The organism is Burkholderia cepacia complex sp. TUM26381, assembly GCF_057439935.1.
Genome location: NZ_CM172007.1, coordinates 1,853,047 through 1,878,682, shown reverse-complemented (window position 1 = coordinate 1,878,682; position 25,636 = coordinate 1,853,047). Strand labels below are relative to the sequence as shown.

23 protein-coding genes are annotated in these 25,636 nt (G+C 69.4%); 5 read left to right on the top strand and 18 right to left on the bottom strand.

Annotated elements, in window-relative coordinates; translation table 11 throughout:
- Positions 1-23 precede the first annotated feature (23 nt).
- From ACWMMN_RS25155 to ACWMMN_RS25120, 8 genes are all read right to left on the bottom strand, one after another.
- Positions 24-890, bottom strand: coding sequence for an MOSC domain-containing protein (locus tag ACWMMN_RS25155; RefSeq protein WP_486423268.1), 867 nt, complete (start codon positions 888-890; stop codon positions 24-26).
- An 89-nt stretch (positions 891-979) separates the two neighbouring features.
- Complete coding sequence (locus tag ACWMMN_RS25150) at positions 980-1,933, bottom strand: ABC transporter substrate-binding protein (RefSeq protein WP_174991799.1); 954 nt, start codon at positions 1,931-1,933, stop codon at positions 980-982.
- A gap of 34 nt (positions 1,934-1,967) precedes the next feature.
- Positions 1,968-3,149 (bottom strand): c-type cytochrome, encoded by a 1,182-nt coding sequence (locus tag ACWMMN_RS25145; protein ID WP_174991798.1) that lies wholly within the window; start codon positions 3,147-3,149, stop codon positions 1,968-1,970.
- 50 nt (positions 3,150-3,199) lie between these two features.
- Positions 3,200-4,015, bottom strand: coding sequence for an ABC transporter ATP-binding protein (locus ACWMMN_RS25140; RefSeq protein ID WP_174991797.1), 816 nt, complete (start codon positions 4,013-4,015; stop codon positions 3,200-3,202).
- Positions 4,009-5,100 carry an ABC transporter permease gene (locus ACWMMN_RS25135; protein WP_486423267.1) on the bottom strand — a complete coding sequence of 364 codons (1,092 nt, stop codon included), beginning with the start codon at positions 5,098-5,100 and terminating at the stop codon, positions 4,009-4,011. The genes ACWMMN_RS25140 and ACWMMN_RS25135 overlap by 7 nt, the downstream gene beginning before the upstream one ends.
- A gap of 4 nt (positions 5,101-5,104) precedes the next feature.
- Positions 5,105-6,139: an ABC transporter substrate-binding protein gene (locus ACWMMN_RS25130; RefSeq protein WP_340625026.1), complete on the bottom strand. Its 1,035-nt coding sequence runs from the start codon at positions 6,137-6,139 to the stop codon at positions 5,105-5,107.
- Between the two features lie 30 nt (positions 6,140-6,169).
- Positions 6,170-7,009 (bottom strand): class II aldolase/adducin family protein, encoded by an 840-nt coding sequence (locus ACWMMN_RS25125; RefSeq protein ID WP_486423266.1) that lies wholly within the window; start codon positions 7,007-7,009, stop codon positions 6,170-6,172.
- A gap of 23 nt (positions 7,010-7,032) precedes the next feature.
- Positions 7,033-8,118, bottom strand: coding sequence for an LLM class flavin-dependent oxidoreductase (locus ACWMMN_RS25120; protein WP_059240704.1), 1,086 nt, complete (start codon positions 8,116-8,118; stop codon positions 7,033-7,035).
- 214 nt (positions 8,119-8,332) lie between these two features.
- Here ACWMMN_RS25120 and ACWMMN_RS25115 point away from each other — a divergent pair, with 214 nt between their 5' ends.
- A complete protein-coding gene (locus ACWMMN_RS25115) occupies positions 8,333-9,676 on the top strand; it encodes an acyl-CoA dehydrogenase family protein (protein WP_486423265.1) in 1,344 nt (447 codons plus the stop codon).
- Positions 9,677-9,737: 61 nt separating this feature from the next.
- On the opposite strand, the gene ACWMMN_RS25110 is transcribed toward ACWMMN_RS25115, so the two are convergent.
- On the bottom strand, positions 9,738-10,712 hold the full coding sequence (locus ACWMMN_RS25110) for a LysR family transcriptional regulator (RefSeq protein WP_486423264.1): 975 nt from the start codon (positions 10,710-10,712) through the stop codon (positions 9,738-9,740).
- Positions 10,713-10,729: 17 nt separating this feature from the next.
- On the opposite strand from ACWMMN_RS25110, the gene ACWMMN_RS25105 reads away from it, so the two are divergent.
- Positions 10,730-11,296, top strand: coding sequence for a cysteine dioxygenase family protein (locus ACWMMN_RS25105; protein WP_059240701.1), 567 nt, complete (start codon positions 10,730-10,732; stop codon positions 11,294-11,296).
- Positions 11,297-11,401: 105 nt separating this feature from the next.
- On the top strand, positions 11,402-13,027 hold the full coding sequence (locus ACWMMN_RS25100; protein ID WP_059240700.1) for a rhodanese-related sulfurtransferase: 1,626 nt from the start codon (positions 11,402-11,404) through the stop codon (positions 13,025-13,027).
- A 59-nt stretch (positions 13,028-13,086) separates the two neighbouring features.
- Here ACWMMN_RS25100 and ACWMMN_RS25095 read toward each other — a convergent pair whose 3' ends face one another.
- Positions 13,087-14,232, bottom strand: coding sequence for a glycerophosphodiester phosphodiesterase (locus tag ACWMMN_RS25095; RefSeq protein WP_059240699.1), 1,146 nt, complete (start codon positions 14,230-14,232; stop codon positions 13,087-13,089).
- A 375-nt stretch (positions 14,233-14,607) separates the two neighbouring features.
- Between ACWMMN_RS25095 and ACWMMN_RS25090 the strand changes: the two genes are divergently transcribed.
- Positions 14,608-15,672 carry a phytoene/squalene synthase family protein gene (locus ACWMMN_RS25090; protein WP_486423263.1) on the top strand — a complete coding sequence of 355 codons (1,065 nt, stop codon included), beginning with the start codon at positions 14,608-14,610 and terminating at the stop codon, positions 15,670-15,672.
- A gap of 477 nt (positions 15,673-16,149) precedes the next feature.
- The gene (locus ACWMMN_RS25085; RefSeq protein ID WP_059240697.1) at positions 16,150-17,364 is read left to right on the top strand and encodes a porin; all 1,215 of its coding nucleotides are present in this window, start codon (positions 16,150-16,152) and stop codon (positions 17,362-17,364) included.
- Positions 17,365-17,508: 144 nt separating this feature from the next.
- Here ACWMMN_RS25085 and ACWMMN_RS25080 read toward each other — a convergent pair whose 3' ends face one another.
- The 8 genes from ACWMMN_RS25080 to pdxR all read right to left on the bottom strand — a co-directional run bounded on the left by ACWMMN_RS25080 (position 17,509) and on the right by pdxR (position 25,453).
- On the bottom strand, positions 17,509-18,999 hold the full coding sequence (locus ACWMMN_RS25080) for an efflux transporter outer membrane subunit (RefSeq protein WP_486423262.1): 1,491 nt from the start codon (positions 18,997-18,999) through the stop codon (positions 17,509-17,511).
- 10 nt (positions 19,000-19,009) lie between these two features.
- Entirely contained in the window at positions 19,010-20,164 is a 1,155-nt protein-coding gene (locus ACWMMN_RS25075; protein ID WP_059240695.1) for an ABC transporter permease, read from the bottom strand.
- Positions 20,161-21,108: an ABC transporter ATP-binding protein gene (locus tag ACWMMN_RS25070; protein ID WP_174992257.1), complete on the bottom strand. Its 948-nt coding sequence runs from the start codon at positions 21,106-21,108 to the stop codon at positions 20,161-20,163. The genes ACWMMN_RS25075 and ACWMMN_RS25070 overlap by 4 nt, the downstream gene beginning before the upstream one ends.
- On the bottom strand, positions 21,105-22,070 hold the full coding sequence (locus tag ACWMMN_RS25065) for an HlyD family secretion protein (RefSeq protein ID WP_486423261.1): 966 nt from the start codon (positions 22,068-22,070) through the stop codon (positions 21,105-21,107). Before ACWMMN_RS25065 ends, ACWMMN_RS25070 begins: the two co-directional genes overlap by 4 nt.
- On the bottom strand, positions 22,067-22,768 hold the full coding sequence (locus tag ACWMMN_RS25060) for a TetR/AcrR family transcriptional regulator (RefSeq protein WP_174992255.1): 702 nt from the start codon (positions 22,766-22,768) through the stop codon (positions 22,067-22,069). Before ACWMMN_RS25060 ends, ACWMMN_RS25065 begins: the two co-directional genes overlap by 4 nt.
- A gap of 235 nt (positions 22,769-23,003) precedes the next feature.
- Complete coding sequence (locus ACWMMN_RS25055; protein ID WP_059240692.1) at positions 23,004-23,423, bottom strand: cupin domain-containing protein; 420 nt, start codon at positions 23,421-23,423, stop codon at positions 23,004-23,006.
- A 10-nt stretch (positions 23,424-23,433) separates the two neighbouring features.
- The gene (locus ACWMMN_RS25050; RefSeq protein WP_342704743.1) at positions 23,434-23,871 is read right to left on the bottom strand and encodes a carboxymuconolactone decarboxylase family protein; all 438 of its coding nucleotides are present in this window, start codon (positions 23,869-23,871) and stop codon (positions 23,434-23,436) included.
- Between the two features lie 97 nt (positions 23,872-23,968).
- Positions 23,969-25,453, bottom strand: a complete 1,485-nt coding sequence (gene pdxR / locus ACWMMN_RS25045; RefSeq protein WP_486423260.1) for a MocR-like pyridoxine biosynthesis transcription factor PdxR — start codon at positions 25,451-25,453, stop codon at positions 23,969-23,971.
- Positions 25,454-25,636: the final 183 nt, after the last annotated feature.

Here is a 25,636-nt window from a genome sequence, read left to right as displayed (position 1 = left end):
ACCGGAAGGGGGAACTGCCCGGCTCAGTCGCCGAACCCGATTTCCGCTTCGACCGGCTGGCCGATTTCCAGCCACGCACCGGCGCCTTCGACGACGATCGCATTGATGCCGAACGTCAGCGCGTCGTCGTAATTCGGGTTCGCGCGATAGGTCTGCATCGTGTCGGTCGGCTCGTGCGGCCACGCCGGATCGGGTGCGCCGGTGGCCTGGTCGATCGTCGGCATCGGGCAGCGCGTGCACAGCTTCACGAGGCGCAGCCGCACCGGCGTTTCGCCGTCGGTGTCGAGGTGTTCGACGAAATCCTCTTCGTATGCATCGAGATCCGACACGACGATGTTCGGGCGGAAGCGGTTCATCGGAATCGCCGGCGCGCCTTTCGCGGCGAGCCGCGCGTTCAGGTCGTCGAGCGACGACTGGCCGATCACGAGCAGCGGATAGCCGTCAGCGAACTGCGTATGCGTGTCGATCTCGCCAGTCCATTTGCGGTTGCAGCCACGGCGCGAGTCGGACCCGAAGCGCGCGAGCTTCGTCGGCGTGCCGAGGTATGCGGTGAGCCACGCGGCCGTTTCGGCGCCCGTGTCGATCGCGTCGACGGTGTCGCGCCAGACGGTCGCGGCAATCTTCGGCGTCGCGGGCGATGCGTCGCCGTCGAGCGGCGTGCGGATCTCGGGCATGCCCGGCGCGTTCAGTACGAGCGCATCCTGGTCGAGCGCGGTGCGGATCAGCGCGAGGCGCGGATGCGTGCGCTGCGTGATCATCTGCCCGTCGGGATCGGTGATCAGCCAGTGGCGGTCGTACGCGAGGCCCGTTTCGAGCAGTTGTGCGCGCGTCAGCGCGATGCCGGCGCAGGATTTGATCGGATAGACGAAGAGTTCGGTGATGGCTGGCATGACGCTGGCTGAACGCGGGATGGTCGAATCGCGATTGTGCCAGATCGTGCCGATGCCGTTTGGGCCGCTGCACGCTGCCGCGCCGCGGCTCAGGCGAGCGGAAACCCGGTGTCGAAGGTCGTGCGCACGTCGAGCGGCTGGCGCAGCAGCCCGGCCTTCAGGTAGAAGTCGGCCGTGCGCTGCTGTTCGGCGATCACCGTCGCGTCGATCGGCAGCCAGCGCGTGTTGCGGCGCTCGAACTGCAGCTTCGCGGCGGCCGGCGGAATGCCGATGATGCGCGCGAGCGCCGCCGAATACGCGTCGGCATGCCGGTAGGACCACGTCTGTGCGCGCACGACGCGCCGCAGGAAATCGTGCAACGCGTCGCGCTTCGATGCGATCGCCGCGTCGGTCGCCGCGAGATAGCTGAGGCCCGACCACAGCCCGCGGCCGTTGACCAGCACGCGCGCGCGGCCGCTCGTTTCGGCGAGCGCGGTATAGGGCTCCCACGTCGCCCACGCGTCGATCGACCCGGTGGCGAGCGCAAGCATCGTGTCGGCCGGCGGCAGGAAGCGGAACGACACCGCATCGGGCGGCAGGCCGGCGGCGTCGAGCGCCTTCAGCGTGACGAAATGGCCGATCGAACCGCGCGTGGTGCCGATGCGCTTGCCCTTCAGGTCCGCCGCGCCTTTCAGTGCGGCGTCGGGGCGCACGAGCACGGCCGTGCCGTACGGATCGGAACGGTTCACACCGATCACCTTGATGCGGGCGCCCGACGCGAGCGCGAAGATCACCGGCGCGTCGCCGATCGGCCCGCAGTCGACGGCCGCCGCGTTCAAGGCTTCGGCGAGCGGTGCGGCAGCCGGGAACTCGGTCCACGCGATGTCGTACGCGAGGCCGTTCAGTTCGCCGGCCGCTTCGAGCAGCGCGCGCAGGCCGCCTTTCTGGTCGCCGGCGCGTAGCAGCGGCCGTGAACCCGATTGCGCGCGCAGTGCGGCAGGCACGGCGGCGATCGTGGCGAGGGCGCTCGCTTGCGCGAGGAAATGGCGTCGGGTCGGATTCATCGTGAAGGTCGGTCGGAAGAAGGATTCGAGGAGGTCAATGCGGGAGTCCGGCCTGCACGTCGCGCACGGGTTCGGTGTCGACGCGCAGCAGCAGGGCGCTCAGCGCGTCGCCACCGGCGGTCGAGGCAGCCGGCCGGGCGCCCGCATCCGAGCGGCACAGCAGGTCGGCGTCCGACCAGCCGGCGCTGCCCGGCAACGCGCGTGCCCGCAGCCAGCCTCGGCGATCGGCGAGCAGTTGCGTGCCGCCGAGCGCGTCGGGCGCGACGCCGGCAATCGTTGCGAACGCGAGCCATGCGTCGGGCGTCGTCGCGACGCAGTTCGCGCGCGTGGCGGTCGAGGGCGCCACGGACGCCCCCTGTTCAGTGACGAGCAAGGTTTGCCAGCGCGCGTCTTCGGGGGGCGCTGCCGCACCCGGCGCGAGCGCAACGATGCGCACGCGCTGGCCTTCGCGCCAGCGGTCGAGCGATTGCGGCGCGGCGTTGCCGCAGCGCACGTCGAGCGCCGGCAGCGGGACGGGTACCGGCCATGCGCCGTCCGCCTGCGCGCCGCTGCCCGCAGCCAGCGCCTTCAGGTAGTCGAGCACGGCCCACGTGTCCTGCGCGCCGAGTGTCGCGGAGAACCCGGGCATCGTCGACACACCCCGTTCGTCGTGCGTGCCGTTCCGCACACGCCAGAACAGTTCGCCGTCGAGACGACGCGCGAGCAGCGCGCCGGCAAAGGTTGGCGGCCAGTGCGTGAGCGTGGCCGCGAGCGGTCCTTCGCCACGCCCGTCCGCGCCGTGGCAGGCCGCGCAGTGCTGCGCATACAGGTGCGCGCCGCGCATCACGTTCGATACGGAAAACGGCGCGGGATCGCGCTGAAAACTCGTCGGCACGGCGGGCGCGAGCCACAGCGACGACGGCGGCCACGGCGCGAGCCATGCGACTGCCAGAGCGGCAATCGCAGATGGCACGCGCCACTTGCGCGCAGCGAGCGCGACGCCGGCGAGCACGACGGCCAGCGCCGTCACTGCGCAGGCGAACGCGAGTTGTCGCGTCAGTCCGGCATCGATGCGCAATGTTTCGAGCGCAATACGGTGCGTCCACGGCCACGCGGCCTGGCCGTCGGCGTCACCCGTCAGGCCAACTGCGTGCAACACGTGCGCCAATGCGATTTGCGCGCGATACAGCAATTGCAGGAATGCGATCGCCCAGTCGGAGAACGGCGGCGCATTCATCGCACGCGTCTCCGCCGTGTCACAACCCGTCGTCGAACGGCACCTCGCATCTACCAGCTCGCGTCGAGCCCGAGATGCCGCAGCGCGTCGTGGCGCAGTTCGGCGAGGCGCGGGTCGCCGCGATGGCGCGGGTAGGGCAGGTCGACGCGCAATTCGGCGACGATCCGTGCGGGGCGCGGCCCGAACACGATCACGCGTTGCGCGAGGAACAGCGCTTCCTCGACATCGTGCGTGACGAGCAGCGCCGAGAACCCGTCGCGTTGCCACAGCGCGGTCAGCTCGGCCTGCATCGTGAGCCGCGTCAGCGAGTCGAGCTTGCCGAGCGGCTCGTCGAGAATCAGCAGACGTGGATCGTTGACGAGCGCGCGGGCGAGCGCGACACGTTGCGCCATCCCGCCGGACAACTGATGCGGGAACACGTTCGCGAAGTCCTGCAACCCGACGCGCGCGAGCGCATCGTCGACGCGGTGCTGCGCGGTTCGCGCCACGCCGCGCGCTTCGAGGCCGAGCGAGACGTTCGCGCGCACGCGCCGCCACGGGTACAGCGTCGGGTCCTGGAACACGACGATGCGCGACGGATCGGGTTGCTCGATCGGCACGCCGTCCTGCGCGATTCCGCCTTGCCGCGCGGCATCGAGCCCCGCGACGAGGCGCAGCAGCGTCGATTTCCCGCAGCCGCTCGGGCCGAGCAGCGCGACGAATTCGCCGGCCGCGACCGACAGCGTGACGTCGTCGAGCACCGGCAGCGCACCGCCGGGGCCGTCGAACGCATGGCTTACGCGGCGGATGTCGATGCGTGCGCCGCGCGGCGCAGTGCCGGCGGGTGCAGCGGCATCGGATGATTCGAGTACGGCGGCGCTTACCATTTGACGGTTCCTTTCTGCCACGCGAGCGCGCGGTCGCGCACCGCGAACAGCAGCGCGATCAGCCCGGAAAACAGCAGCGCCATCACGATCAGCGCCGCGTACATGTTCACGTACGACGCCCAGCCCTGCGCCCAGCTCAGGTACCAGCCGAGCCCCGACTTCACGCCCATCATCTCGGCGACGACCAGCACGGTGAACGACGCGCTCAGCCCCATGAAGATGCCGACGAACACGTGCGGCAGCGCGGCCGGAATCGCGACGCGCAGCACGAGGAAGCGCGCGTTCGCGCCGAGCGTGCGGGCGACGTCGTAGTACTGCTTGTTCACGCTCGCGACGCCCGACCACGTGAGCACCGCGACCGGGAAACCGGTTGCGAGCGCGATCAGGAACGCGGCGGCCGAATAGCTCGACGGGAAGAAGTAGAACGTGAGCGGCAGCAGCGCGGTGGCCGGCACGGGGCCGAGCACGCGCAGCACCGGATGGATCCAGTAGCCGATCCGGCGCGACCAGCCGATCGACACGCCAACCGCGAAGCCGACCGCGACGCCGTATGCGAACCCGAGCGCGAGCAGCTTCAGCGTGTTGCCGGCGCTGCCCAGCAGGCGCGGCCAGTCGTCGACGTAGACCTCGATCAGCGCCTGCGGCGGCGCGAAGAACGGCGTCGGCAGCCAGCCGGTTTTCGCGGTGACGATTTCCCACGCGGCGAGCACGAGCGGCAGCGCGACGAGCCACGGGCCGGCCGGGCGCACGCGCGCGAGCCGCGTGCGCGTCGCGGGGACGAGATGGCCGAGCGTCGCGGCGGCCAGCAGCAGCGCGGCGATCGTCCATGCGGCGGTGCCGAACGTGTCGGTGTACGCCCAGTCGCTGAAGCCGACGATGCGGTTCGGCCACAGTTGCGTGAGCGCGCCGAGCGCGGCCCACGCGAGCGAGGCGGCGATCCCGGCCGGCCAGATGCGCGCGCGGCGCGCTTCGGCGGCCAGCGTGGCTTCGCAGGCCGTGCAGGCAACGCGCGCAGACGTGGCGCTACTGCCGCCGGCGGGTGCCGCGGCGGTGCGGGCCGTGGAAGCGTGTTCGATCGTCGACATCGCGTTACCCCAGTACGTTGGCATAGACCTGCTGCGCGAAACGCTGCGGGTCCGTGCTCTTCTTCAACACGCTGATGCGGCGGAAATCGTCCGCATAGAACGCGATTTCCTGCTGCAGGTCGACGTTGGTCGGGTGATGCGTGTAGGTAAGCGTCGCGTACAGCTTGCGCAGGTCTTCGGGGCTGATCTTCGGCGAATACTTCGCGAACACCTTCGCGGCTTCGTTCGGGTTGTCGTGCGTGTACTCGGTGGCCTGGACGATCGAGCGCGCAAGCGCGGCGGCCGACGGCCGGTCGTTGCGTACGAGGTCGCCGCGTGCGCCGATCACGCAGCACACCTTGCGCGCGTATTCGCCGGACAGGTTCGTCGCGAGTTCCGTATACGCGCCGTTGCTGCGCTTTTCGAGCAGATAGAGATTCGGGTCGCCGTCGGCGATCGCATGAATTTCGCCCTTGTCGACCGCGACGCCGAGCAGGTCGGCCGGATACTGCCGCCACGTGATGTCGCGCTCGGGATCGATCCCGTTCCTTGCGAGCAGGATCGAGAAGAAATGCTTGCCGGGCGCAGCGAGATCGCTGACGCCGACGGTCTTGCCCTTCAGCGCCTGCAGCGTCGTGACGCCGGCCGCCTTCGCGCCGAGCAGCCGTACGCAGCCGCCGTGCGAGCTGCCGATGATCTTCACGTCGAAGCCGGCTTCGAGCGGCTTCAGCCAGCGGTGGATCATCCCGACCGCCGCATCGGCCTTGCCGGTCGCGATCGATTCGAGCAACTGGTCGGTCGATCCGCTGTAGTTGACCAACTCGACCTTCAGGCCGTTTTTCTCGAAGAAGCCGCGCTCCTGCGCGACGACGATCGGCGTCAGGCAGAACGCGTTCTGGTTCCACGCGAACGTGAGCTTCTTCAGTGGCGGCGCGGACCATGCCTTGCGGCCGAGCGTGATCGCCGGCACGGCGAGCGCGGCGACGCCGGCCGCGCGCAGCAGGCGGCGGCGCTTGTCGTCGTGCGCGCCGGCGGGAGCGGGAGCGGTGGGGTGGGTCATTGTCGGGTCTCCGGTCTTGCGGAAAGGCGCTCAGTCGAGCAGGTCGGGTTCGTCGGCGACGACGCGCGCGAACAGGCTGTCGAACGCATGCAACGCACCGTCGGGGCCGCCGATCTGCCCGTGCGTGTGGCGGGCGGTGGCGTGATCGATCGGCTGCGGCGTGCCGGCCGCTTCCGCGAGCAATTGCGTGTGCGCGGCGTTGTCGAGCGCGATGTACCACCACGCGGCGGCCTCGACCGTCGGGCCGGCCGTCAGGATCCCGTGGTTCTTCAGGATCACGCCCTTGTGCGTGGTGCCGTCCGGTTTCGCGAGCGCACCGGCAATCCGTGCACCTTCGCCGGTGTCGACGACCATTCCCGTGAAGTCGTCGAACAGCGCGTGATCCTCGTAGAACACGCAAGCGTCCTGCGTGAGCGGATCGAGCGGGCGGCCGAGCGTCGACCACGCCTTGCCGTAGGTCGAATGCGTGTGCGCGGCGGCGACGACGTGCGGATGGGCTTCGTGGATCGCCGCATGGATCGCGAATGCGGCCTTGTTCAGCGGCCGCGTGCCGATCGCGGTTTCGCCGCGTGCGTTGACGAGCAGCAGGTCGGACACCTTGATTTGCGAGAAATGCACGCCGAGCGGATTCACCCAGAAGTGATCGGGCAGTTCCGGATCGCGCGCGGTGATGTGGCCGGCGAGGCCCGACGCGAAGCCGAAGCGCGCGAACAGGCGGAACGCGGCTGCGAGCCGCTCCTGACGGTGGCGGCGTTCGGCGGCGACGTCGATGCGCGGTGCGGCCGGGTCGAACCAGAAATGCTGGCGCGGTGCTTCGGCAAGTTCGAGGCCCGATGCGGTGCGGACGAGCGAGGAAAGGACGGCGGACATGATGGCGGGTTGCTCCGTTGGGCTCAGGCGGCGCGGCGTGCTGCGTCGCGTGCGGCGACGGCGCTGCGCACGCGTGGAATCAGTTCGCGGCCGTAGTCGATCGCGTCTTCCAGCGGGTCGAAGCCGCGGATCAGGAAGGTCGTCACGCCGAGGTCGTAGTAGTCGAGCAGCGCGTCGGCGACCTGTTCGGGCGTGCCGACGAGCGCCGTCGAGTTCGAGCGCGCGCCGGTGAGCTTCGCGATCTCGGTCCACAGCCGCTTGTCGACACGCGAGCCGCGATCGGCCGCGGCCAGCAGGCGACGCGCGCCTTCGCTCTGCTGCGGGCCGCCGGCGCCGAGACCGGCGGCTTCGCGCAGCCGGCGCGTTTCGTCGAGGATGCGATGCGCGCGCGCCCACGCTTCGTCTTCGGTCGCGGCGAGGATCGGGCGGAACGACACGGAGAAGCGCACCTGCCGGCCGTGCTTCGCGGCTTCGGCGCGCACGCGTGTCGTCAGGTCGCGCACCTGGTCGAGCGACTCGCCCCACAGCGCGTACACGTCTGCGTGTTTGCCGGCCACCGCGAGCGCGGCTTCCGACGCGCCGCCGAAGTAGATCGGCACATGCGGCTGCTGGAACGGCTTCACTTCCGAAAAGCCCTGCGTGAACCGGTAGTGCGCGCCGTCGTGATCGAACGGCTGCGCTGCGGTCCAGATCCGCCGCAGGATGCCGAGATATTCGTCGGTGCGCGCATAACGCGCATCGTGGTCGAGGAAATCGCCGTCGCGCTGCTGCTCGCTGTCCGAGCCGCCGGAGATGAAGTGCACGGCGAGCCGGCCGCGGCTGAACTGGTCGAGCGTCGCGATCTGCCGCGCGGCGAGCGTCGGTGTGGTGAAGCCCGGACGATGCGCGAGCATGAAGTGGATGCGCTCGGTCGCGGCCGCCGCGAACGCGATCGTCAGCGTGGCCGACGGGCCGGTCGAATGGTGCGGCACGAGGATCCGGTCGAAGCCGGCCGTTTCGTGGGCGCGCGCGAAGTCGCGCACATAGTCGGGGTCGACCACGGGGCCGGATGCCGGGTGGATCTCCGACTGCTTCTGGCTCTGGATCATGCCGATGAATTCGACGCTCATCTGGGTCTCCGGTGCAGGGATATCCCGGCGCACGGCCGGGCAGGAATGGAGCGCAGGTTAACGCCGCGATCATGCGGAATGGAAATAATCAATCCCGATTTGAATATCAGATTTGCATGGTTTGGGGCCGGTTGCGTTGCGCATACGCTGTGGGCTCGTGAATGATCGGGCGCGCGTTGGCGCCGTGTTTGCACTCCCCAGGGAATCCGTCTCGATGTCCGCCAGCCTTGCCGCTTCCTCGCCGTCCCCGCAGCCTGCGCTGCGCCTCCTGCCTGCCGACGATGCCGGCGACGCCGACCGGGCGAACGACGCACGCGTCGCCGCGCTGCTCGACCGTCTCGCCCCCGAGCTTGCCGACGATGCGGCCCGCAACGACGTTGAAGGCCGTTTTCCGCACGAGAACTTTGCGCGGCTGCATCGCGCGGGGCTGATCGCGCAGGTGGTGCCGCGCGAGCATGGCGGCGCCGGTGCGACGCTCGCGCAGGCGAGCCGGATCGTGGCAGCCGTCGCGCGGTCTGATCCGGCCACCGCGCTGGTACTGACGATGACGTACCTGCAGCATCGCGCGCTTGGCCGCGCCGACAACCGCTGGCCGGCCCAGGTGCGGCGCGCGGTGTTCGACAGCGCGGTCGCGCACGGCGCGCTGATCAACGCGCTGCGCGTCGAGCCGGCACTCGGCTCGCCGTCGCGCGGCGGGCTCCCGGCAACCATCGCGCGTCGCGACGGCGACGGCTGGCGGCTGTCGGGCCACAAGCTGTACAGCACCGGCATTCCGGCACTGCGCTGGCTGGCCGTGTGGGCACGCACCGACGAACCGGAGTCGCGCGTCGGCGTGTTTCTCGTTCCGCGCGACCGCGACGCGGACGGCGACCGCATCCGCGTGATCGAAAGCTGGAACCACCTCGGTTTGCGCGCATCGGGCAGTCACGAAGTCGTGTTCGACGATGCGTGGGTGCCGCCCGATCACGCGGTCGACGTGCGCGCGCCGGACGCGTGGGCCGTGTCGGGCGCGACCCATGCGGATGCCGACGCGCAGGCCGACCAGCAAGCGTGGATGGTCGCGCTGCTCGGCAGCCTGTACGACGCGGTTGCGCGCGCGTCGCGCGACTGGCTGGCCGGATTCGCGACGACGCGTGCGCCGAGCGGGCTCGGCGTGCCGCTCGCGACGCTGCCGCGCGTGCAGGAAGCCGTCGGCGAAATCGAGGGCTGGCTGCACACGAACCGGGTGCTGCTCGACGATCACATCGCACGTACCGACGCGGGCAACGCGCCGTCCGTGACGACGAGCGGCCTCGTCAAACGCGCCGTGACCGGGCACGCGATCCGCGTGGTCGAGCAGGCGCTGAAGCTGTCGGGCAATCACGGGCTGAGCCGCGCCAATCCGCTCGAACGCCACTATCGCGACGTGCTGTGCAGCCGTGTGCATACGCCGCAGGACGACGCGATCGCGGTGGCGGCGGGGCGGGCGGCGCTTGATGCGGCAAGCGCGAGCGAAACGAGGATCGAGGCGGGAGACGCGTCACGCAGCGAGGTCGAACGCGATCGACACGATGCATGAGCGAGGCTGGGGTGTCGCGCGTGACGACCGGGCGGCGCGGTGGACGTGCCGCCCCGCCGGGTTAAGCGGCCTTGCCGTGCGATTGCCCGGGCACGGCAAACGCCGCGCGTGCATGTGTGGCGATGGCCGTGAGCGGCGCGTCGAAGCGGGCCGCATCGCGCCGGCGCAGCAGCCACAGATCGATCTGCGGCTTGAAATCGGCGAGCGGCACGATGTCGAGCGCATCGCGCAGCGGGCTGCCTTCGACGAGCGGCAGCGGCATCAACCCCAGGCCGAAGCCATTCGCGACGCTCTGCAGTTGCAGGTCGCGGCCGTAGGTGTCGAGCGTGACCGGCATCGGCAGGCCTTGCGCGTCGAGCGCGCGCCGCAGCCCCGCGCGAAAGCCGCAGCCGTCCGGATTGAGCACCCAGCCGCGCGCGTGGCAATCGGCGAGCCGGTAGCTGCGGCGCGGCCAGTCGCCCCGGCGGCCGACCGCAACGAGCCGCGTGGCCAGCAGCCGTTCGCCCTCGACCTGCGCCGGCAACACCATTTCGCGTGCGAGGAACACGAGCGCCGCATCGAGTTCGCGGCGGGCGACACGCTCGACGAGCATCCCGCCCCAGGCCGTCGTGACCTGCGTCGCGAGCGCGGGCCACTGCGCGGCGAGATCGGCGATCAGCGCCGGCAACATCAGTTCGCCGAGCCCCTGCGTGAGCCCGATCCGGAATTCGCCGGCGGGCGGCTGCTCACCGGCCGTCAGCTCGCGCAGCGCATCGACCTCGCGCAGGATCGCGCGACACTGCTCGAAGACCTGCCGGCCGATGTCGGTCGGGCGCGGCGGCTTCGTGTTGCGGTCGAGCAGGATCACGCCGAGCGCTTCCTCGAGATTCTGGACGCGCCGCGTGATCGCGGGCTGCGTCATCCCGAGCTCGGCCGCGGCCTGGCTCAGGGTCTGGCAGCGGACGACCGCTGCAAAAGCGTCGATATCGCTAATTTTCATGTTTGTTCTGCATGGTCTTTCGGGTGCATCATGACGATCCATCATATTCGGCATCATATTCGAGGAGACAGCCGATGAGTACGCTTTCGTTGCAGCAGACGCCGCTGCGTCCGTTCGTCGACGGTCTGGGCGCGCTGCTCGCGTCCGGCGCGAACGAGGCGCGCATTCTCGACGAGGGCGGCGCATTGCTCGCCGCGCTCGTCGAACACGACGACTGGTTGCCCGACGCGTTCGCGCAGCCCGATCCCGAGCGCTATCGGCAATACCTGCTGCATCTCGATCCGGACGAGCGGTTCTCGGTCGTCAGCTTCGTGTGGGGCCCCGGCCAGACGACGCCGATCCACAACCACACGGTGTGGGGGCTGATCGGGATGCTGCGCGGCGGCGAGTTCTCGCAGCCGTACCGGTTCGACGCAGCGGGCAAGCCGGTGGCCGCGGGCGATGCCGTGCGGCTGGCGCCCGGCGAGGTCGAGGCCGTGTCGCCGCGCATCGGCGACGTCCATCGCGTGACCAACGCATTTGCCGACCAGGTGTCGATCAGCATTCACGTGTACGGCGCGAACATCGGCAAGGTCGAGCGCGCGGTGTTCCTGGACGACGGCACCGTGAAGCCTTTCGTGTCGGGCTATTCGAATGCCTGACGCAACGCCCGTCGTCGCGGCCCGTTGCGGGCGCGTGCCGGCAGGCCCAAGATTGATCCGTTCCGCTTTCTTCACCGACTTCAACGTATTCAACCCAGAGACATCGTGACGCAATCCGCCGATTCCACCTCCCGTTTTCCCGTCGCGTCGTATCAAGACGTGCGCGCACGCCTGCTGGCCCGCGACGAGCTCGCGCTGATCGACGTACGCGAGGAAGATCCGTACGCGCAGGGCCATCCGCTGTGGGCTGCCAACTTCCCGCTGTCGAAGCTCGAACTCGACGCATGGACGCGGATTCCGCGCCGTGACACGCCGATCGTCGTGTTCGGCGACGCGGGCGGCGAGGATCTCGCGCCGCGCGCGGCCGCGAAGCTCGCGGCACTCGGCTACACCGATGTGCGGTTGCTCGACGGCGGTCTTGCCGGCTGGCAGGCTGCGGGCGGCGAGCTGTTCATCGACGTGAACGTGCCGAGCAAGTCGTTCGGCGAATGGGTCGAGGCCGAACGCCATACGCCGTCGCTGTCCGCGCAGGAAGTCCAGGCGCTGATCGATGCGAAGGCCGATGTCGTGATCGTCGACGCACGCCGGTTCGACGAATACCAGACGATGAACATCCCGACGTCGACGAGCGTACCGGGCGCGGAACTCGTGCTGCGCGTGCGTGCGCTCGCGCCCGATCCGGCGACGCAGGTGGTCGTCAACTGCGCGGGCCGCACGCGCAGCATCATCGGCACGCAGTCGCTCGTCAACGCGGGGCTGCCGAATCCGGTCGCGGCACTGCGCAACGGCACGATCGGCTGGACGCTCGCGGGCCAGGCGCTCGAACGCGGCGCCGCCCGCCGCTTTCCGGACGAGATCGACGCGACGCAGCGCGCCGACGCGCGTCAGGCTGCACGCGCGGTGGCCGAACGTGCCGGCGTGCCGCGCATGGCGCTGGCCGACGTCGCCGCGCTCGACGAGCCGGGCCGCACGCTGTACCGCTTCGACGTGCGCACGCCGGAGGAATATGAAGCCGGCCACCTGCCGGGCTTCCTGAGCACGCCGGGCGGCCAGCTCGTGCAGGAGACCGACCATCACGCGGCCGTGCGCGGTGCACGGATCGTGCTCGCCGATGACGACGGCGTGCGCGCGGACATGACCGCGTCGTGGCTCGCGCAGATGGGCTGGGACGTGCGTGTCGTGGAACCGGCCGGCGAGGCCGCGTTCGGCGAGCGCGGCCAGCCGCCGCGCGACGTGCCGGCAACGCCGCCTGCGACCGACGTGTCGCCCGCGACGCTCGCGGGCTGGCTGAAGGAAGCGGCGCCCGGCGAACTCGCGATCGTCGACGTGACGGCCAGCGCGAATTACGTGAAGCGCCATATTCCGGGCGCGTGGTTCGCCGTGCGCGCGCAGTTGCGCGATGCGCTTGCGGCGATCCCGCCCGCGAAGCGCTATGTGTTCACGTGCGGATCGAGCCTGCTGGCGCGGTTCGCGGCGGACGATGCACGCGCGTTGCTGCCGGCGTCGGCCGACATCTCGGTGCTGACCGGCGGCACGGCCGCGTGGATCGACGCGGGGCTGCCGCTCGAAAGCGGCGAGACGCATCTCGCGTCGCCGCGCGTCGACCGCTACCGGCGCCCGTACGAAGGCACCGACAACGCGGCGGCCGCGATGCAGGCGTATCTCGACTGGGAATACGGGTTGGTCGACCAGTTGAAGCGGGACGGCACGCACCACTTCAACGTGATCTGACCGATACGGTGCAACCGGGCGCGGTGCGTGCGACGTGCGCCGCGCCCGGGTCGCGCGTGTCAGCGCTTGAACGTATCGACGGCCGTGCGGCCGACGGCCGGATCGTCGGTGAAGAAGCCGTCGATGCCCGCGCGCAGGTACGCCTGGATCTCGCGCACCGAGCCGGCCGTATTGCGCGTGGCCGGCGTGCCGCCGTCCTTCAGCGACGCGGGCAGGAAGTTGTTCTCCGGACGGAACGTGTACGGATGCACGACGAGGCCGGCCTCGTGCGCGTAGCGCACGTACGGCGTCGGTTGCTGCAGCGTGCCGTCCGCGGCGACCGCGATGATCGACGTCTTGTACGGACCGACGCCGTTCGCATAAGTCGCGATCTCGCGCATGCCGTCGCGCGTCGACAGGTCGCCGTAGGTGCGCTTGTCGTTGGCCTTGACGAAGTCGTACGGGCGCTGGCCGGCTTCGTCCATCAGCTGCACGAGCTTCCAGTTCGGCTGGCTCGACCTGATCCGGTTGCGGATCGTCTTCAGGTTCGCGACCTCGAACGACTGGATGTAGACGGTCGCCGTGCGCGACGTGTACGTATCCTTCAGCAGCGCGTCGACGAGACGGTCCTCGAGCGGCAGATTGATCGACTGGAAGTAGGTCGGATGCTTGGTTTCCGGATACAGGTGGATCGTGCGGCCGGTCTGCGCGGACATCTGCTTCGCGAGCGCGACGATCTCGTCGAACGTCGGAATCTCGAACTGGTCGTTGTACGCGGTGTTCGCGGGGCGGACCTGCGGAATGCGCTCGCGCGCCCGCAGCGTCTTCAGCTCGGCGAGCGTGAAGTCCTCGGTGAACCAGCCGGTCAGCTGGGCGCCGTCGATCGTCTTGGTCGCCTTGCGGCTCGCGAACTGCGGCAGCACCGACACGTTCGTCGTGCCCGAGATCTCGTTCTCGTGGCGCGCGACGAGCACGCCGTCGCGCGTCGACACGAGATCGGGCTCGATCACGTCCGCGCCGTCCTCGACCGCCTTGCGGTACGACGCGAGCGTGTGTTCGGGGCGCAGCGCGCTCGCGCCGCGATGGCCGACCACCTGGACCTTCGCGGAAATCGGCTGCGTGGGATCGGACGCCACATCGTCGTCGCCGCCGCACGCGGCGAGCAGGAACGCGGCGGCACAGGCGAACGGGACATAGCGCAGGGAGGTCGGGCGCTTGAAGAGCATGTCGATGAACCTTCGAAACGGGAGTCGGAAAAGGGCGGTCGTTCCGGCGGCGCGGCCGGGGGGCCGTGCCGCACGGGATCGAACGGTGCGCGATCGTCGCACCGAATAATTACATATGTATTACTTTGACCTTTCCGTTCTGATTTTTTAGGGTGCGATGCCCGTGACAGGCGCGTTGACGATGGCCTGGCGTATGCCGCAATCCGGCCGCCGCAGGCAGGCCGCGCGCCGGATGCACTAAACTTGCGGGAATTTTGCATCGCCGCGCCGGGGGCCGACGCCCGCCCGGCGCGACGATGCGGCGACTCGCGGACGGCGCGGGCGCCCGGCGCCCGAGTGCGTCCGGGGTTCGCGCCGGCCGATTTTTCCCGACCCATGACGACCCATACCGATCCCGCCTATCTGCTCGGCGAGCTGCTGAAGAACGTTTCCCGCTCCTTCTACCTGACGCTGCGCGTGCTGCCCGACGGCATGCGCGACCCGGTCGGCCTTGCGTACCTGCTCGCGCGCGCGGCCGACACGATCGCCGACACCGCGCTCGTCGCGCCCGGTCGCCGCGCGGCGTTGCTGACCGGCCTGCGCGACGAGATCGAGCGGCTCGGCGACGGCGCGGCGCTGTCGCGTTCGCTCGAGGACGTGACGCGGATGCAGACCGATTCGCACGAGCACGTGCTGCTCGGCTCGATGGAGCCGATGCTCGCGCTGCTGCGCGCGCAGCCGGATGCGGATCGCGCGTCGATCCGCAAGGTCGTCGCGACGCTGATCTCAGGGATGGAATTCGACCTGCACACGTTCCCGGACGAGCAGTCGGGGCAGGTTGCGTCGCTGCCGACGCGCGACGAACTCGATCGCTACACGTACCTCGTTGCCGGCTGCGTCGGCGAGTTCTGGACCGTCATGACGGGCGCGCACACGCGCGCCGCGCGCGGCTGGGACCTGCCGGACATGCGGGAGAAGGGCATCCGCTTCGGCAAGGCGCTGCAGATGACCAACATCCTGCGCGACTGTGCGAAGGACCTGCGCATCGGCCGCTGCTATCTGCCGGACGCCGTACTGGGCGCGCACGGGCTCGGTGTGGCCGACCTGATGCAACCCGGTGCGTCGGCGCGTGCGCGCGGCGTGCTGGTCGACCTGTTGCGCGTGACGCTCGACCAGTATCGCGACGCGTGCCTGTATACGCTCGCGATTCCGCGCCGTTACATGCGGCTGCGGCTCGCGTGCCTGTGGCCGATCATGATCGGCCTCGAAACGCTCGAGCTGCTGGCCGGCCACGATGCGTGGCTCGATCCGGCGAAGCCGGCCAAGGTGCCGAGAAAGCGCATCTACCGGATCATGGCGTCGTCGCTTGCGCTGGTCGGCTCGAACACGGCGATCCGTGCGCGCATGGCCGCGCTCACCGATGCGGTGAACGCGCGGCTCGCCGGTCCGGCGTCGCGCTGAATATCGCCGGCGCACTGCGCCGGCATCCCCCTCGGCCCGCGTTCGCCGGGCCGCGCCCGTCCGGTTTCCCGCCGATCGACTAAAACGTTTTCATGATTTCGCTTCCCGAAATGTGGGTGTCATGAATGTCAGCGATCCTGCGCGGCGGCGTGAATCGCAGTGTCAGCTGCGACTGCGCATTTGTAAGATGATTTTTTGCCGAAGGCGTCTGACGACATCGGACGGTCGTGTTGCACCAGTAAAAATGTAAAGCTAGGGTTTTCACCGGGAAATGCCGGAAAGGCCCGCTGCATAAGCGTTTCAAGGTGTTATGTAACCGCTTGGTGAACCCGTGCGTTGCGTCGATCATACGATGACCGACTGCACGTATTGGGAAACAATTGGTAATCCGTCAGAATCGCGTCGGCATGTACTCGCACATGTGTCAGTCATAAAACCACACCAGAAAAGAAATCATTCTTTGAGGACGGAGAATCAATGAAAAAGCGCGTCGCTTTCGCCATGACGGCAGTGGGCCTTGCAGCCGCTACCGCTGCCCACGCCCAGAGCAGCGTGACCCTGTACGGTATCGTCGACAACGGTATCGCTTACCAGAACAACTCGTCGGCCACGGGCGCGACGACGGGTGGTCACTCGAAGGTGCAAATGTCCACCGGCGTGTGGGCAGGCAGCCGCTTCGGCCTGAAGGGCAGCGAAGATCTCGGCGGCGGCACGAAGGCGATTTTCCAGTTGGAAGCCGGCGTCAACACGGCTAACGGCTCGTCGCAGTGGACCAACGGCATCTTCACGCGCCAGGCATGGGTTGGGATGACCAACGCCACGTACGGTACGCTGACGGCCGGCCGCCAGTACACCGCGTACTACACGCTGCTGTCGCCGTACAGCCCGACGACCTGGCTGACCGGCTATTACGGCGCGCACCCGGGCGATATCGATTCGCTGGATACCAGCTACCGCGCGAACAACTCGCTCGTGTACATGTCGCCGAAGTTCTACGGCTTCACGGTCGGCGGTTCGTACTCGTTCGGCGGCGTCGCAGGCGCGACGAACCGCGGCTCGACGTGGAGCGCGGCGATCCAGTACCTGAACGGCCCGGCAGGCATCGCCGTCGGCTACCAGAAGGTCAACAACGCGACGCTGGGTGGCGGCGTGTGGGGCGCGAACTCGACGGTCCAGAACGGCCTGACGGCAACGGGCGACGGCAACCAGCCGGCAGTCTCGTCGATCAACAACGGCTACGCGACCGCGCAATCGCAGCAGCGTATCGCCGTGACGGCGGGTTACCAGTTCACGCCGGCATGGGACATTTCGGCGTCGTACTCGAACGTGCAGTACACGCCGGGCGTTGGCTCGTCGTTCCGCAACACGGCCATCTTCAACACGGCAGGCGCCGTGCTGCACTGGAAGGCAGCGGCTCAGTGGGACTTCGCGGCGGGCTACTCGTACACGGCGGCAACGCAGTCGAACGGCATCACGAGCTCGGCCAAGTACCACCAGGTCACGCTGTCGCAGTACTACAGCCTGTCGAAGCGCACGGGCCTGTACGCAGTCGAGGCTTACCAGCATTCGAGCGGCAACACGCTGAACGCAGGCAAGATCATCGCGGCAACGACGTCGATCGGCGACGGCGTGGGCGCAGGTTCGAAGCAGAACCAGATCGGCCTCGGCGTCGGCCTGATCCACCGCTTCTGATGTCGCGCGGCGCGCGAGCGCCGCTTGCGGCATGCGGTATGAAAAACCGGCCTTCGGGCCGGTTTTTTTTATGGGCGGCACGCTTGATGCGTCAGCCGTCGTGCGGCATCGGCCAGGTCGTGCGCGGGCGGCGCCACGGCCCGATCACTGTGTCGCATCGTCCGTCCAGCTTCCCGCCAGCGCCTGAAACAGCGCCGCCGTGTCGGCCAGCCGGTCGGCCTGCGCGCGCGTGCGGTCGAGCGCCGTCTGCAGCGCCTGCCGCTGCGTGTCGAGCAGGTCGAACGTGCTGATTCCGCCTGCCGCGTAACGGTCACCGGCAATCGCGTGGCTTGCCGCCGCTTCCTGCGCGGCCGTGTCCCGTGCCTGCAAGGCAGCCGCATCGTGCTCGACCGCGCGCATCGCGTCGGCCACCTGTTGCAGCGCCAGCAGCACGGTGTCCCGATAACTCGCGAACGCGGCGTCGTATGCCGCTTCGGCCGCGCGTTTCTTCGCGCGCAGCTCGCCGCCGTGAAAGAGCGGCTGTGTGAGGCCGAGACCGACATTCCACACATTGAGCCCGCTGACGATATCCGCGATGCGCGTGCGCTCCGAACCGATTCCCGCCGAAATCGACAATCGCGGATACAGGTTCGCGGCGGCCACGCCGACGTTCGCGCTCGCCTGGTGCAGCACGGCTTCCGCCGCGCGGATGTCGGGCCGTTCGCGCGCGAGCGTCGACGGCAGTGCGACGGGCAGCGTGCGCGGCAGCGCGAGCGCATCGAGCGCGAGGTCGGGCAGCGTGGCGTCGGACGGCGGCGCGCCGAGCAGGATCGCAAGCCGGTGGCCGGCCTGTGCGAGACGGGCCGCGAGCGGCGGCAACGACGCCCGCGTCTGCGCGAGCAGCGCGCGTTGCGCGTGCACGTCGGCTAGCGATACGCCGCCCGCCGCGTAGCGCGCTTCGACGATCCGCAACTGGCGTGCCTGCGCGTCGAGGAGCTGCCGCGTGAGCGCGACCTGTTGCGCAAGCGATGCACGCAAGATCGCGGTGGCGACGACATTGCCCGCGAGTGTCAGTCGCGCGGCGTCGAGCGTGAAGGCCTGGTAGTCGACCTGCGCGCGCAGCGCTTCGAGCGCACGCCGATTGCCGCCGAACACGTCGAGCACATACGACACGCTCACCGACGCGTCGTACAGCGTGAACGGTCCCGGGCTCGGCACGCTGGCCGGCAGCCCGAACGCGGTGGTATCGACTTGCTCGCGCGTGGCGGACAGGTTCGCGTCGACACGCGGCAGCATCGTCGCGCCGGCTTCGGCGGCGTGGTTCTGACGTGCCTCGTCGAGCCGCGCGCGTGCTTCGGCGAGCGTCGGGCTGTTTTGCCAAGCGGTGTCGACGAGCCGGTTCAACGGTTCGGAGTGGAACTGCGTCCACCAGCGTTGCGGCGTGTGGGCGGCTGGCGCGAACGTCTGCGCGTCGCCGGCCGGGCCGCTGGCGGCAACCGTGGTCGCGGGGGGCTCGCCCAGTGTGTACTGCTGCGTGGCCGGTGCATCCGGCGTGTAGAAATCCGGCCCGGCCGCGCATCCGGCGACGAGCAACGCGGCGGCGGCCAATGCGCAGCCGTGGGCAGTGCGGGCGGGGCGACGCGAGGCCGGTTTCATCGCGGGCCGCCTAATCGAGCGTGCGCCGGTAGAAGCGCAGCGCGATGCCCATCACGACGACCGTGAACAGCGCGACCGGCCACACGGACGGCCACAGGTCGGCCCAGCCGTTGCCTTTCAGCAGGATGCCGCGCACGAGGCGGTTGAAGTAGGTGAGCGGCAGCAGGTTGCCGATGAACTGCGCCCACTTCGGCATCCCGGCGAACGGGAACATGAAGCCCGACAGCAGGATGTTCGGCAGGAAATAGAACACCGCGAGCTGCATCGCCTGCAACTGGTTCTGCGCGAGCGACGACAGCGTGATGCCGACCGTCAGGTTCGCGGCGATGAACAGCAGCGCGGACAGGTAGAGCGCGAACACGCCGCCGACGAACGGCACCTCGAACACGAACCGCGACGCGGCGACGATGATCGACACCTGGATCAGCCCGATCAGCACGTACGGGACGATCTTGCCCGTCATCACCTCGAGCGGCCGCACGGGTGTCGCGAGCAGGTTCTCCATCGTGCCGCGCTCGCGTTCGCGGGTGATCGCGAGGCCCGTCATCATGACCATCGTCATCGTCAGGATCACGCCCATCAGGCCCGGCACGACGTTGTACTGCGTGATGCCTTCGGGGTTGTAGAGCCGGTGCAGCACGACGTCGAACGCGGCCGGGCGGCCGTTCAGGCGCGCGAGCGGGCCCGTCAGGTCCTTGTCCGCGACCGGCTGCACGAGGCCCGGCAGCGCGCCGATCGCCGACGCGGTGGCGACGGGGTCGGTGGCGTCCGCTTCGACGAGCAGCGACGGGTGCTCGCCGCGCAACAGCCGCCGGGAGAAATCGGCCGGCACGCTCAGCACGAACTGCACGTCGCCGCGGGCGAGCGCATGGCGGCCGGCCGCTTCGTCGGGCAGCGTCGCGACGATGTCGAAGTACGCGGAATGGCGCATCGCGGCGATGAAGCTGCGCGCGAACGGGCTCGCGTCGGCGACGATCACGGCGGTCGGCAGGTGCTTCGGATCGGTGTTGATCGCGAAGCCGAACAGCGCGAGCTGGATGATCGGCACGCCGACGATCATCGCGAACGTCACGCGGTCGCGGCGCAGCTGCAGGAACTCCTTCAGCACGATGCTCCACCAGCGCGCGACCGAGAACGATTCGCGCAGGCTCGACCACGCGTTCATGACGACACCCCGCCGGGCGGCGCGGACGCGCGGCCCATCATGTAGATGAACACATCCTCGAGCCCGGTGTCGATCGGCGCGACGTGCAGAGCGGTATCGCGCGCAACCTGTTCGAGCGTCGCGTCGAGCCGCGCGCGATCGCGGCCGCTCACGTGCAGCGCCGAACCGAACACGACCGTCTGGTCGATGCCCGGCATCGTGCGCAGCCGCGCGGACAGTTCGGCCAGGCGCTCGCCGGTGATCGCGCGCGTCGACAGGTGCTGCGACGCGACGATCTCCGCCGCTGTGCCCTGCGCGAGCAGTTCGCCGTACGCGATATACGCGAGCTTGTGGCAGCGCTCGGCTTCGTCCATGTAGTGCGTGCTGACGAGCACCGAGATGCCCTGCGCGGCGAGCCGGTGCAGTTCCTCCCAGAAGTCGCGGCGCGCGGCCGGATCGACGCCGGCGGTCGGCTCGTCGAGCAGCAGCAGCTCGGGCTCGTGCAGCATGCACGCGGCCAGCGCGAGACGCTGCTTCCAGCCGCCCGACAGCGCGCCCGTGAGCTGGTCCGCGCGGCTCGCGAGGCCGAGCCCGTCGAGCGCACGCGCGACGGCCGCCTTGCGGTCGCGCATCCCGTACACGCGCGCAACGAAATCGAGGTTCTCGCGAATCGACAGGTCTTCCCAGTACGAGAAGCGCTGCGTCATGTAGCCGACGCGCCGCTTGATCTGCGCGCTGTCGCGCACGATGTCGTAGCCGAGGCAGGTGCCGCTGCCCGAATCGGGCGTGAGCAGCCCGCACATCATCCGGATCGACGTCGTCTTGCCGCTGCCGTTCGGCCCGAGGAAGCCGAAAATCTCGCCGCGCGCGACGCGCAGCGACACGTCCTTCACGACGTGCTTGTCGCCGAACCGCTTGTTCAGCCGGTCGACGTCGATCGCGTACGGGGCAGACGGCGCGTTCATCGCACGCTCACGGCAACGGGCTGGCCCGGATGCAGTTTCGGTGCGTCAGCGGCGGCGGGGCGCGCCTCGATCATGAACACGAGCTTGGTCCGGCTCTCGTTGCTGTAGATCACGGGCGGCGTGTATTCGGCCTCGCTCGACACGTAGGTGATGCGCGCGGGCACGTCGGCCGCACAGCCGTCGCAATGGATCGCGACCGTGTGCCCCGGCGCGAGCGAGGCGATGGCGGCTTCCGGCACGAAGAAGCGCACCTTCAGGTTCTGCGGCGGCAGCATCTGCACGACCGGATTGCCGGCCTGCACCCATTCGCCGACCCGGTACAGCGTGTCGTACACGCGCCCGGCGGCCGGTGCGGCGACACGCTTCTGGTCGAGCTTCCATTGCGCTTCGGCCACCGCCGCCTGCGCGGCGTCGACCTGCGCGGCCTGTGCCGCGACCTGTTGCGCACGGCCCGGCAGGCGCGCGACGTCGACCTGTTTCTGCAGTTCGCGCATCTGCGCGGCCGTCGTCTGCGCGGACGTGCGCGAATCGTCGAGCTGCTGCTTCGACAGGCCGCCGGCCGCGTACTGGTGTTCGTCGCGCGTGAGTTGCGCGGCGGCCCGTGCCGCTTGCGCGCTGGCTTGCGCGAGCTGTGCCTGAGTGACCGCGATTTCCGGCGGACGCTTGCCGGTCTGCAGGTCCGCCAGCTGCGCGCGGGCGGCCGCAAGCTGATGCTGCGCCTGCAGCAGCGCGGCCGTTTCGCTGGCGGCTTCGAGCGAGAATGCAGGCGCGCCGGCGGCGATGGCCTGGCCGCGTTCGACCGGCAACTGCGTCAGCGTGCCCGACTGTGACGACGACAGGTACACGAATTCGCCTTCGACATAGCCCTGGTAGGTCGCGCCGTTGTCCGTCGAGCGTCCGCAACCGGCCAGCAGCGCGACGGCGGCGGTCAGCGCGAGCGGCAGCACGTGAGCCGCGTTCACGACGGCCTCCGAGGCGACGGGGCCTGCGGCGTACGCGGCGCGGCGGCGGGCGGCTGCACGCCCGAGCCGAGCAGCGCGCGGACATGCCGGTGCAGCGCGTCGCGGTCGATCGGCGGCAGGCCGCGCGCGCTTTGCCACAGTTTCGCGGTGGCCAGAGGGAGCATCACGAGCGCGATGATCGAGTGGAACAGGAACGCCGGTTCGAGCGCGGGGTTCAATGTGCCGGCTTGCTGCGCGGCGCGGATGCGTTCGGCGAAGCGTCCGATGTGTTCGAGCGGAATGCGCCGCACCATCCGCTCGCGCAGCAACCCGCCTTCGTGGACGATCTCGCGCAGCCAGATCGACGGCAGCCAGGGCATGCGGTGCGTGACGTCGAAGAAGCGGTCGACGAGTTCGGCGACGAGCGCGAACGGATCGTTCTCGATCCGCGGTTCGGTCGGCCGCCAGACGAACGCGATGACCTGCGCGAGCCGCTCCTCGACGATCGCGTCGAGCAGTTGCTCGCGGTTCGTGAAGTAGTAGTGGACCATCGCCGACGTGACGCCGGCGGCGGCGGCGATCTGCGCGACCGTCGTCGCGGCGATGCCGCGCTCGGCGAACAACTGGATCGCGACGTCGAGCATGTGGCCGCGCAGGTCGAAATCGTCCACCGACGGGCGGCGCCCGCGCGGCTTGGGGTCTGTCGATTTCGCGCTCATGAAATCGACGCTAATTGATGAGTTAGTTAATTTCAAGGAAGGGTTTTCGCCGCGCTTGACCGGGATCGGACGGGCGTCGAAGCGGCGCGCGGGCGAGCGCGGTGCGACGTGGCCGCGGGCCGTGCGCGGCCGGTGTCGTGTAGGGAGCAGTTAACGGGAAACGGTGACGAACCGGCGGGGAAGCCGGTGGCGGAGCGGGGCGCGCACGAGGTGTCGCACGCGCCCCGGAACGGGATTACTGATCGATCGGCGACGTTAGCGGCGCGTGCTCGCCGGTCAGCCCGAACACGACGAGCTGCGCGGGCTCGGTCGCGCTCGCGTTGCGCGACACCTGGTGGCGCGAGCCGGGCGCCTCGTACCAGCCTTCGCCGGCGCGGTAGCGGTGCAACGGACCGCCGTTCACCTGCGACAGCACTTCGCCTTTCGACACGACGGCAAATACCGAGCCGAGGTGCTTGTGCGCGTCGGACGCCTGACCGGGCGCATAGTCGACGGTCGCGACGACGACGAGCTTGCCGGGCGCTTCGGGCACGGCCTGCTGCATGACGGCATGCACGTTGTCGCCTGCGTCGTGCGCCTGGGCGGCGGCCGGCAGCGCCGCGCCGAGCACGAGCGCGGCGCACGAAACGACGCGATGGAGCGGGGAGCGGATCATCGTCGCCCCCTTACTCGGGCATCTTGCGGAACGCGATCGCGAAGCGGTTCCACGAGTTGATCGTCGCGATCAGCATCGACAGGTCGAACAGCTCCTCGTCGGTGAAGTGCGGCTTCACGGCTTCCCAGATGGCGTCCGGCACGTGGTTGCTGGCCACCAGCGTCAGCGCCTCGGTCCATTCCAGCGCCGCGCGTTCGCGCTCGGTGAAGAACGGCGTTTCGCGCCAGGTGACGACGGTTGCAAGACGGCGGTCGGTTTCGCCGCCCTTGCGCGCGTCGGTCGTATGCATGTCGACACAGAACGCGCAGCCGTTGATCTGCGACGCGCGCAGGCGGACGAGTTCGGCGAGCGGCTTCTCGATCGAGCTCTTCGCGAGGAATTCCTCGGCGTTGCGCATTGCCTTGATTGCATTCGGGCTGGCGGCATAAAAGTTCAGGCGCGGTTGCATGGCAGGTCCTTGTTCGGTTGGGTAGCGCCCGGGTGGCGCGACAGGACCCACTTTAAGACTCGGACTGGCCTGCTTGAATAGCCAATTTTGCGGAAATTCAGGTAACCAGTGACGGCTCGCCGGCGATGCCCGAACCGAGCAGCCCGGCCAGCTTCGCGAGTGCCGTGTCGATGCGCAGCGCGTCGATGCCGCCATAGCCGAACAGCAGCCCCGCGCGGACCGGCACGCCGACATGGAACGTCGAGATCCCGTACAGGCCGATGTCCTGCGCACGCGCTGCGCGGACCAGCGCCGCTTCGTCGATCCCCGGTTTCAGGTGCGCGGCGAGGTGGATGCCGGCCGTCGGCATGATCGTGTCGAACCACGGCGCGAGTTCGCCCCGCAGGTGCGCGATCAGCATCTTGCGGCGCGCGTCGTAGTGCTTCTGCACGCGCTTCAGGTGCCGGGCGAAATCGCCTTCGAGCATGAAGCGCGCAAGCGCCGCCTGCGTCAGCGTGCAGGTGTGCCAGTCGACGATCTGCTTCGCCTTGGCCAGCGCGCCGCGCAGCGCGCGCGGCGGAATCGCGTAACCGATCCGCAGTTCGGGAAAGATCGTCTTCGAGAACGTGCCGACGTACGCGACGAGGCCGGTGCGGTCGAGGCTCTTCAGCGATTCGACCGGCCGGCCTTCGAAACGGAATTCGCCGTCGTAGTCGTCCTCGATGATCACCGCGCGGCGCCGCTGCGCCCATTCGAGCAGCGCGACGCGGCGATCGAGCGTCATCGGCATGCCGAGCGGGAACTGGTGCGACGGCGTCACGTAGACGAGCCGCGCTTCGTCGGGCAGCCGTTCGGTGACGAGGCCGTGCGCATCGACCGGCACGCCGATCACCGTCGCGCCGAGCGACGCGAACGCGGCGCGCGCGGGCGGATAGCCGGGATCCTCGACCGCGACGACGTCGCCGGGGCGCACGACGACACGCGCGAGCAGGTCGAGCGCCTGTTGTGCGCCTTGCGTGACGAGCACGTCGTCCCAGCTGCACCCAACCGCGCGGCTGAACGCGACGTAGCGCGCGATCGCGCCGCGCAGCTGCGGATCGCCGGCCGGGTCGTGGTACTGGCCGGGGCCGCGCGCCTGCTGGCGCAGCGCGTGATGCAGGCAGCGCCGCCACGCATCGAACGGGAACAGCGTCTTGTCGGTCACGCCGCCGCGGAAGTCGAAGCCCGGCGAATCCTGCGGCGTGGGCATCGCGAGCGCGTCGGGGAGGTCGTTCCACAGCGCGCGTGCGTCGACCGCGCTGACGCGCGGCGTGTCCTCGACGATCGACGGTGCCGATGTGGCCGCGGCGTGCGGCACGCGCGCGAGGCCATCGGCGACGAACGTGCCGTCGCCCGCGCGCGTATTCAGGTAGCCCTCGGCGACCAGGCGCTCGAACGCATCGAGCGTCGTCTTGCGCGACACGCCGAGCTGTTTCGCGAGGTCGCGCGTCGACGGCAGCCGCGCGCCGCTCGCGAGACGCCCGTCGACGATCGCGGTGCGCAGTTGCCGGAAGATTTGCCCGGTCAGGTCGTGACGGCCTTCGATGCGGATCGCGATGTCCATCGCAGTGGTTACCTCGATCAGGGTGATTTGGTGCCGATCAGCATACCGGAAGTCGGCTGCGCCAGCGGCGGTTCGGGGTGGCGAGCGGCTTGGCGCGATGCCGGCCGGGCCGCTCATTCCCGCGACGGGCGCCAGCCGCCGCCGGCCGATTGGACCGCAGCCCGCGGCTGCCTTACGATCCAC